Annotated in this window: 6 protein-coding genes and 3 pseudogenes; 6 read left to right on the top strand and 3 right to left on the bottom strand. The window is 37.8% G+C overall.

The features are described from left to right. Window positions 1-254 (bottom strand): annotated as a pseudogene (locus EWV66_RS18260) (RNA-guided endonuclease TnpB family protein); the annotation flags it as partial. Window positions 255-446: 192 nt separating this feature from the next. Continuing rightward, window positions 447-977, bottom strand: a pseudogene (locus EWV66_RS18255) (hypothetical protein); the annotation flags it as partial. A 459-nt stretch (window positions 978-1,436) separates the two neighbouring features. Here EWV66_RS18255 and bchL point away from each other — a divergent pair. The 5 genes from bchL (at window position 1,437) to EWV66_RS18230 (ending at window position 7,099) form a co-directional block, all read left to right on the top strand. Beyond that, window positions 1,437-2,306, top strand: a complete 870-nt coding sequence (gene bchL, locus EWV66_RS18250; protein ID WP_002773281.1) for a ferredoxin:protochlorophyllide reductase (ATP-dependent) iron-sulfur ATP-binding protein — start codon at window positions 1,437-1,439, stop codon at window positions 2,304-2,306. Between the two features lie 377 nt (window positions 2,307-2,683). Next, window positions 2,684-4,084 carry a ferredoxin:protochlorophyllide reductase (ATP-dependent) subunit N gene (locus tag EWV66_RS18245; RefSeq protein WP_287109160.1) on the top strand — a complete coding sequence of 467 codons (1,401 nt, stop codon included), beginning with the start codon at window positions 2,684-2,686 and terminating at the stop codon, window positions 4,082-4,084. Between the two features lie 170 nt (window positions 4,085-4,254). Beyond that, a complete protein-coding gene (locus EWV66_RS18240; protein WP_185237386.1) occupies window positions 4,255-5,538 on the top strand; it encodes an AAA family ATPase in 1,284 nt (427 codons plus the stop codon). A gap of 1 nt (window position 5,539) precedes the next feature. Then, on the top strand, window positions 5,540-6,184 hold the full coding sequence (locus tag EWV66_RS18235) for an RloB family protein (RefSeq protein ID WP_052277435.1): 645 nt from the start codon (window positions 5,540-5,542) through the stop codon (window positions 6,182-6,184). 111 nt (window positions 6,185-6,295) lie between these two features. Continuing rightward, window positions 6,296-7,099 (top strand): nucleoside phosphorylase, encoded by an 804-nt coding sequence (locus EWV66_RS18230; RefSeq protein ID WP_287109158.1) that lies wholly within the window; start codon window positions 6,296-6,298, stop codon window positions 7,097-7,099. Here the strand turns inward: EWV66_RS18230 and EWV66_RS18225 are convergent. Further along, the gene (locus tag EWV66_RS18225) at window positions 7,096-8,025 is read right to left on the bottom strand and encodes a DUF1350 family protein (RefSeq protein WP_002798729.1); all 930 of its coding nucleotides are present in this window, start codon (window positions 8,023-8,025) and stop codon (window positions 7,096-7,098) included. The genes EWV66_RS18230 and EWV66_RS18225 overlap by 4 nt on opposite strands. Before the next feature lie 382 nt (window positions 8,026-8,407). Between EWV66_RS18225 and EWV66_RS18220 the strand changes: the two are divergent. Continuing rightward, window positions 8,408-8,761 (top strand): annotated as a pseudogene (locus EWV66_RS18220) (hypothetical protein); the annotation flags it as partial. Between the last annotated feature and the right edge of the window lie 117 nt (window positions 8,762-8,878).

Genomic DNA, 8,878 nt, shown 5'->3' with positions numbered 1-8,878 from the left:
GGAAAACCTTTTTTTCCTGGTATCTTAGCATGACAATTCTGGTAAAATCGACTAATTGATTGCCAGGCTCTATCAGCAGCCGATTGACGAGCTTGAGAGTTTAATTTATTAACCCAAGGTGTCTCTTTATTATTATTGTCCATCCAATAACGAACACAAGAGTTACGCACAAACTGAGAAGTTCTGATAGCTTCATCAAGCTTCTGATATTGCTCTAGTGTCCCGTTTTTTAGCTTCGCTTCTACGACTAGCATCTAACAATTCTCGACCATTGGATAGTTTAATTATAACACAGTTTACCCATAGATGGTAGTATTAAATCGATGCTCCGTTGCTGACCTTTCGACTTCGCTCAGGGTCATTGATATTCTGGTCTGATTTTATCCACCGCAAAGGTGAGTATCTTGTCGAAAAATTTAGCGGGGGCATTCATCCGACATTTTAGGTAACAATAGACCAGAGAATAAGCATAACATACCCCAGAGATAATAGGGATAATTATGGTGGTGTTCTAGCAGTGCTGACAAGGTATCTAAGGGACTTTTGGCAATAATTTTCTGAGTTTGATGTATATTCACAAAACTCTCAAATCGGGTTTTAAAATCACTAGCTGACTGCACATCCCGAAAATTCTCGATGTAGAGATGGTTATTTCTTCCGACCAATAAAACCGTGTTATTAACAGTTTTTTCCTGCTCAACACTGATAAAAACTTCCTGATAGACAGCCGTAGCTTTAATGTGAGTTAAAGAAAAATTTTCCCGACTAGAAACAGGAAAATTATACTCTTGGACATATTGACAATCTATTCTTTTTGTGCCTAACCTCATGCAGTTGAGATAAGCGCGCTGGAAAGAAACCAAATATGCTAAAAACAGCAAAGGAAACCCAGCCAGAAAAAACGCCAGAAAAGGACGATATTTAGGAGCTTTATTCTCTAATAAGAGTGTAGTCAGCGTTTTTTGCTTAACTCGCATGGGAAACCCTAGAGGTACTTTGTTCTAATTGTACTACAGATTTTTTCGGCATCCTTCTCAGGATCGATTTATTTAATCTGCTGACGGGGAAAATTGTAATGATTATTCACGAAAATCTGACATCAGTCTCTAGACTGGCTCTACCTTGGCCTTTTTTGTCTGGGTTTGGCACGGTAAAACCCTGTTTATCGAGTTTTTGTCAAGCTTTGGCGTTTTTTGTTTATTGTTTTTATTTAAAGTAAATATATACATAAAACTGTTTTTATAAGTTTTTATGACTTTAAAAAACTTTATAAGCTTTAAAAGATTATTTATCTAATTTTTAAGCGTTCAATCTCACTCTAGCTATAGCAGATAAAAATTGAGCCTCTTTCCAAGGGGTGGGGAGATGGTCAATAATTGGGATCAAAGCACTGATAAACAAACTCACCATTCAAGCGCACATTTAGGAGAACTTCCATGCCTTTAACACTCGCAGTCTACGGAAAAGGTGGCATCGGTAAATCGACAACAAGCTGTAATATTTCGGCCGCTTTAGCCAAAAGAGGCAAAAAAGTCCTACAAATAGGCTGTGACCCCAAGCATGATAGCACCTTCACCCTGACAGGCTTTCTGATTCCCACAATCATCGATACCCTGCAAGAAAAAGATTTTCACTACGAAGACATCTGGCCCGAAGACGTTATCTATGACGGTTACGGTGGTGTCAAATGCGTGGAAGCGGGGGGGCCTCCGGCCGGTGCCGGTTGTGGCGGTTACGTCGTCGGGGAAACGGTGAAATTATTAAAAGAATTGAACGCTTTTGATGAATTTGACGTGATTTTGTTCGATGTTTTGGGGGATGTGGTTTGTGGAGGATTTGCCGCACCCTTAAATTACGCCGATTACTGCATAATTGTCACAGATAACGGCTTTGATGCTCTTTTTGCCGCCAATCGCATCGCCGCTTCCGTCCGCGAAAAAGCGCGCACCCATCCCCTGCGACTAGCCGGATTAATTGGTAATCGCACCTCAAAACGCGATTTAATTAATAAATATGTAGATCATGTTCCCATGCCAGTGTTAGAAGTTTTACCCTTAATTGAAGATATTCGCGTCTCCAGAGTTAAAGGTCAAACTCTCTTTGAAATGGCCGACAAAGACCCGATGTTAAGTTACGTTTGTGACTATTATCTCAATATTGCCGATCAGATTTTAGCCAAACCAGAAGGGGTTATTCCCAAAGAATCTGCCGACCGGGAGTTATTCACTTTATTATCAGATTTCTATCTTAATGCCGATAAACCCAAAGTTAACGCCGAGGCGGAATTAGATCTAATGATGGTTTAGATTATTTTGTCGGGTGGGTTAGGGACAGCGTAACCCACCAAAACCCACCAATAAACTCTTTTTCTGGGTGGGTTACGGCGAATAATTAACTTATTAGTTAATAGCCTAACTTATCGTCGCCTAACCCACCCTACCCACGGGCCCACCACCCAACTCGATGCAGCTTTAGAACTTAAGTTATCAGTATGTATGTATTTCTTTTGTCAGCTTAATTCCGATGGGGACAAACTGGTAGAAGTCTGAGGATTGAATTTTGATCCGTCAGAAGAAGAAACTAGAAATTTTTAATCCATCAGAAGATAGTAAACTACAAAAGATTAGAGAACAGATAAAACGAGAAAACCTAAATAAACCAAGTTAAAGGAGAACCAAAAAACATGACCGCCACTCAAGAACCGAGCGCTTTACAATTTGATTGTGAAACCGGCAACTATCACACCTTTTGTCCAATTAGCTGTGTTGCTTGGTTATACCAAAAAATCGAAGATAGTTTCTTCCTTGTTATCGGCACAAAAACCTGTGGTTACTTCCTGCAAAATGCCATGGGTGTCATGATTTTCGCCGAACCACGTTATGCCATGGCTGAATTAGAAGAAGGGGATATTTCCGCTCAACTAAAAGACTACGAAGAACTAAAACGCCTCTGCTTACAAATTAAACGAGATAGAAACCCTAGCGTTATCGTTTTTATCGGTACTTGTACCACCGAAATTATCAAAATGGACTTAGAAGGATTAGCACCGAAACTAGAGTCAGAAATCGGTATTCCTATCGTGACAGCGCGCGCTAATGGTTTAGATTATGCCTTTACCCAAGGGGAAGATACCGTCCTCGCTGCCATGGTGCATAAATGTCCCGAAAAAGTTAAGCACGAAGATGAAAAAGAAGAACGGAATGCCATCCAGAAACTCTTAACTTTTGGACGTAAAAAAGAAGATATTAAACAGGAAGAATCGGAATATAAAGACCATCATCCTTTAGTTTTATTTGGTTCCGTTCCCGACCCAATTGTGACTAATTTAACCCTAGAATTGAAAAAACAAGGAGTTAAAATAGATGGTTGGTTGCCGGCCAAACGCTTTACTGAATTACCAGTAATTGAAGAAGGTTATTATGTCGCTGGTGTCAATCCTTTTCTATCACGAACTGCCACCACTTTAATGCGTCGTCGTAAGTGTAAATTAATTGGCGCACCCTTTCCCATCGGTCCGGATGGAACCCGCGCTTGGATAGAAAAAATCTGTTCGGTTTTGGGAGTACAACCGCAGGGATTAGAAGAAAGAGAGGCAAAAATTTGGGAAAGTTTAGAGGATTATCTGCAACTTGTGCGCGGTAAATCGGTCTTCTTTATGGGGGATAATTTACTAGAAATTTCTCTGGCGCGTTTCCTAATTCGTTGCGGGATGACTTGCGATGAAATCGGTATTCCCTACATGGATAAACGCTACCAAGCGGCCGAATTAGCATTACTAGAAAAAACCTGTAATGATATGGGTGTTCCCATCCCGAAAATTATCGAAAAACCTGATAACTACAATCAGATTCAGCGCATTTACGAGTTAAAACCCGATTTAGTGATTACAGGAATGGCCCATGCAAATCCCTTAGAAGCGCGGGGAATTAACACTAAATGGTCGGTAGAATTTACTTTTGCTCAAATTCATGGTTTTACCAATGCGCGAGATATTTTAGAATTAGCTACTCGTCCCCTGCGTCGCAACAATAACCTCAAGGAATTGGGTTGGGACAAGTTAGTTAAAGAGTCAGCAAAAGTGTAATTTTGTTGTCAAAAGTGTACAGTCATCAGGTAAGGAATTGATTTTCCTTGCCTTTTTTCCAGTGATTGTTTGCTGATTCTGAGGACAATTCTTGTTCAAATGCTCAACAAGTGCATAAAATAAAAGTATCGTCTCCTTTATTCCTTAGAGACTGTTAGGGTTAATATGCAATGCTCATCGGATTTAGTGTCGGCAATTATCGCTCTTTTAAAGATGTAGTCACTCTCAGCATGGTAGCTGCGGAGGATGCCTGTGGTAATGATGAGCTTGATAAAAATAATGTTTTTAAGGTTAATCAACAATTTAGTTTACTTAAAAGTGCCGCTATTTATGGAGCAAATGCCAGTGGTAAGAGTAATTTAATTCTGGCATTCAATTTTGTGCGATGGTTTGTCATGAATTCTGCAAAATTACAAATCACTGACAAAATAGATGTGGAACCCTTTAGATTAAATACCGAAACTGTTGATAAACCATCCTTTTTTGAAATAGTTTTTCAGCTAAAAAACAAAACTTATAGATATGGATTTGAAGTAACTCAAAAGCGAGTAGTTTCCGAATGGTTATTTTGTACGCCCAGAAGTCGTGAAACTAAAATTTTTAATCGGCAAGACGATAAAATAGAATATAGCAAAAATATTGAACAAGGTAATATACTAAGAGGATTGACAAAAAAAAATACTCTGTTTTTATCACTAGCGGCTCAATTTAATAATTCTCTAGCGGTGGAAATTGTCTCTTGGTTTAGTCACTTAGGTGTTGTGTCTGGGTTAAATGTGGAATTCTTAAAAGAGATTACGCTTGAGTATCTTTCTGATAGACAAGATTTGATTGATGATGTGACTAAGTTAATTAAAAAATTAGATTTAAGTATTGACAATCTAGAAATAGAAAGCAGAAAAATTTCCTTAGACAGTCTCCTGCAAGATTTACCGGATGTTGTCAGAAATATCATCAGTCACTCTAGCGGTGAAATAAAGTCCGCTACCATAAAAACCTATCATCCAAAGTATGACTCAACAGGTAAAATGATTGAGTTAGAAATTTTTGATATGGACAAACATGAATCTGATGGAACTAAAAAGATTTTGGCTCTGTCAGCACCGATTTTAGACACTTTGCAAAGAGGGGAAGTTTTAGTAATTGATGAATTGGATGCCAGACTTCATCCTTCAATGACTAGAAGTATAATCGAATTATTTAATTCTCAGAAAACTAATCCCAAAAATGCTCAACTTATTTTTACTACTCACGATATTAATTTACTTAGTCATAAATTTTTAAGGAGGGATCAAATTTGGTTTACCGAAAAAAATCATCAAGGAGCAACAGATTTATATTCTTTGGTGGAATTTGCTGATATTAATAATAATACCTTTGAAAAAGATTATATTCAAGGTCGTTATGGCGCAATACCTTTTATTGGTGATTTAAGTACAATTATTGGTAATTAGTATGAGTAACAACAGGAATACTTCTGATTATTTGCGTCGTCAAACTAAGACTAGAGAAACAAGAAAAAGATTTTTAATTGTTTGCGAGGGAGAAAAAACTGAAGTTAACTATTTTAAGGCTTTTGATGTTCCTAAGACAATTGAAGTTACGGTGCGAGGTGAAGGTAAAAATAGCTTGAGTTTAGTCAACAAAGCTATTCAGATTATAGATAATCTAAAAAAAGATGACTCATTTGATCAAATCTGGTGTGTTTTTGATAAAGATAACTGTTCTAAAGAGCAATTTAATCAAGCAGAAAGACTGGCTAAAGAAAATAATGTCAAGATTGCCTATTCTAATGAAGCTTTTGAAATTTGGTTTATTTTACACTTTCAATATCTGGATATTGCCACATCCCGAAGTGAATACCCAAAAATTTTAAATACTCAGATGAAAAAGTGTAAATTATTAAACGAAAAAGAACAATATGCAAAAAATCGAGAGGATATGTACGAAAAATTAAAGCCATACCAGACAACAGCAATCACTAATGCAGCAAAACTTATTCAAGATAGAGATGAAGCCAAAAAACATCCTTTTGATGCCAATCCCTCAACCACAGTACAGGAATTAGTGCAAGAACTTAACATCAATAGTCGTCCTTAAGCTTGATTCTCTTTTGTCAATAATTAAATATTTAATTTTAATTAAAACCTAAAGTTGTTATAATAACTAAAAGCCTATTTAACCAAAGTAACTGCTCTTAATTTGATTTAAATGTCCAATAACTTATCTCACCAAAAACCCTATCATCTCAACTTTAGCAGTGAGGATTTAGGCACGGCAAAACCGACTATCACCCTATTATCGGGGGAACCAGAACGCTCGCGCTATATTGCTGAAACTTATTTACAAAATGCACGTTTACTATCGGATTATCGCGGATTAAATAGTTATCTTGGCTACCTAGATAATTCTACCCCAATTCTTCTGGCTACCAGTGGCATGGGTGCGCCATCTTTGAGTATTGTGGTTAATGAATTAATACAGGTGGGAATTAAAACTATTATTCGTATCGGTACTTGTGGCGCAATTCAAAATAGAATAAAAATTGGTGATATTATTATCTCGCAAGCGGCTTTATGTAGGCAAGGTGCAGCTAATGATATTGCTCCTCCGGAATATCCCGCAGTGGCGGATCCTTTTTTGACAGTTGCTCTAGTCAAATCGGCTCAATTTTTGGGAGTAAATTATCATGTCGGTATTACCGCTTCTGTGGATAGTTTTTATGAAGGACAGGAAAGAATTGTGTCTTCTGCTAATCCTTATCTTCAGCGTCATTTAGAGGGAATTACGGAAGAATATCGACGTTTAAATATTCTCAATTATGAAATGGAAGCGGGAACTTTATTGAAAATGGCGGGGGTTTATGGATTTACTGCCGCTTGTATTTGTGCTGTGATTGCCGAAAGAAGCAAAGAGGAAGGGATTAGTTTAGAAAGCAAACAACAGGCCATTGAAAAAGCGATTCAGGTGGCAATATTGACCGTTAGCAACCTCTCCCTATCCTCAATTGATTAATGTTCAGAAATCATCTTCATTAAGACTTCCTCTTTTTCCTGACTTTGGGGATAACAGGAGATAAGTTTAGCGCGTAATTCCTGAATTGATTTAATCACATTATCGGCTAATTCTTGGTCGCCATTGCGCCAGCCAAGGGGTGCTAGATGGGTGCGATTGGCTAAGGGAACTACTGGTTTTAAGAGTTGTTGACTTAGTTCTTTAATGAACCAAGCTACTGTATCTTTAGCCTGTATATCCTTAGCAAAGGCGATAATTTCCAAGAGTCGAAATAGGTTACTATTGCTAATTAAACAACGGGTTTCCTGCACGTTTGGCTGTACGTCTAAACCCAAACTTTGCACTAATTTAGCTAGGGCAGCTATGGGAATTGCGCTATCTATGCCAGCAATTACAGGAGCCAGTAAAAGCGAGGGTTGATTTTTCAGAGATACGGCATGAATATCGGTATTATTCAGCGATTTTTGGATATCTTCGGCTTGATTTTTGCCGACACAACCACTCAAAACCTGTTCTAGTTCTGTGTTTTCCACATCACTTAAAACCTCTAAAAGGGAGATATATTTACACCCTAAACTATGGCCCATCCAAAAATAATTAGGATTACCAGCAGTGGGATCTTCTAAATACAACTCAAGGTTATCTTCATAGCCCAAAAACTTAGCTTCTTCATAAATAGCCTTTCTCAATCCAATCAAATCTTTGACCATTTCTAGGGAAACATTCCAATGACGAAAAGTAAAACGATAGGGAATAGCAATAAGGGTATAGCCTCGTTTAAAGACTTGTTTGAGCAGATAACGATAGAACAGATTGGGAAAAGTGCCGAAGAAAGCACCACCGATAAAATAGACAACCCCAATCGGTTTAGGATTGATAGCAACCCAGTGAAATTGCAGGGGAATAAACTTAAATTCTGCTGTCATTGTTTTTCGGTATGTAATTGTTAATTTGGCGATTAGGGAAACAATCTTATAATGATTAAAAATCTCGGCGGCCAAAATAATTGATCGCCTTGTCTAATTAGGGTACATTAATTTGCTCAAAAAAGTTTATTTTGTTGCGAATATGTAATAATTTTTGACAAAAGTAAATTCTCACCCCAAAAATTCGCTTCTTCTTAGTCTTCTAAGCTAATCTTGATGGGATTAATTTGCCATCGGTGAAGTCAAGACCGTTAGCGACGAGACGATTATAAAGTCGCGGACAAGCTAAAGCGAAGGATTGTCCTCACGGCATTTGGTGGGATTAGGAGCTAATAAAATGAGATAATGGGAAAAAATTGGTTTTGGCTTTAAGGATAGTATTATGTCAGACGCAACGCAGTTAACACCGGAAAAAATTGCTCAGTACCGTATTGAATTTGCGGACAATGAGAACGCTTTAATTGCACTTGATGTTATTGAGGAATGGGAGGGAGATTTAGCAGATGCTGCTGAGTCTATTGCCACTCGTAACGGGATTGAAGGGGTAGAAGATAATGCTGATTTTCGTTGGTTTGTTATTGTTCTTAATAAATGTCGGGATTCTATTTGTCAACCGAAGTTGCGAGAAAAATATTTACCCGCACTTATCCCTACTTTAACAGGTATTATTGTAGGATATTTGATGTGTCCTCCGCAAGTCGCGGGAATTTTATCTGCTATAGTTGCTGTTTATATTGGCTCTTCGTTACCCTTTATGCTAAATCAACATACAAGATGCCAAGATAACATACTTCTAACCCAAAAATTCCGAAAGTTTCTAAAGCCATAGCCTCTCCGTTTTATTAGTTTAAGT

The sequence above is a fragment of the Microcystis sp. M_OC_Ca_00000000_C217Col genome, from assembly GCF_007095585.1.
Taxonomy (GTDB): Bacteria; Cyanobacteriota; Cyanobacteriia; order Cyanobacteriales; family Microcystaceae; genus Microcystis; species Microcystis panniformis.
This window is presented reverse-complemented; position numbering and strand designations above follow the sequence as displayed.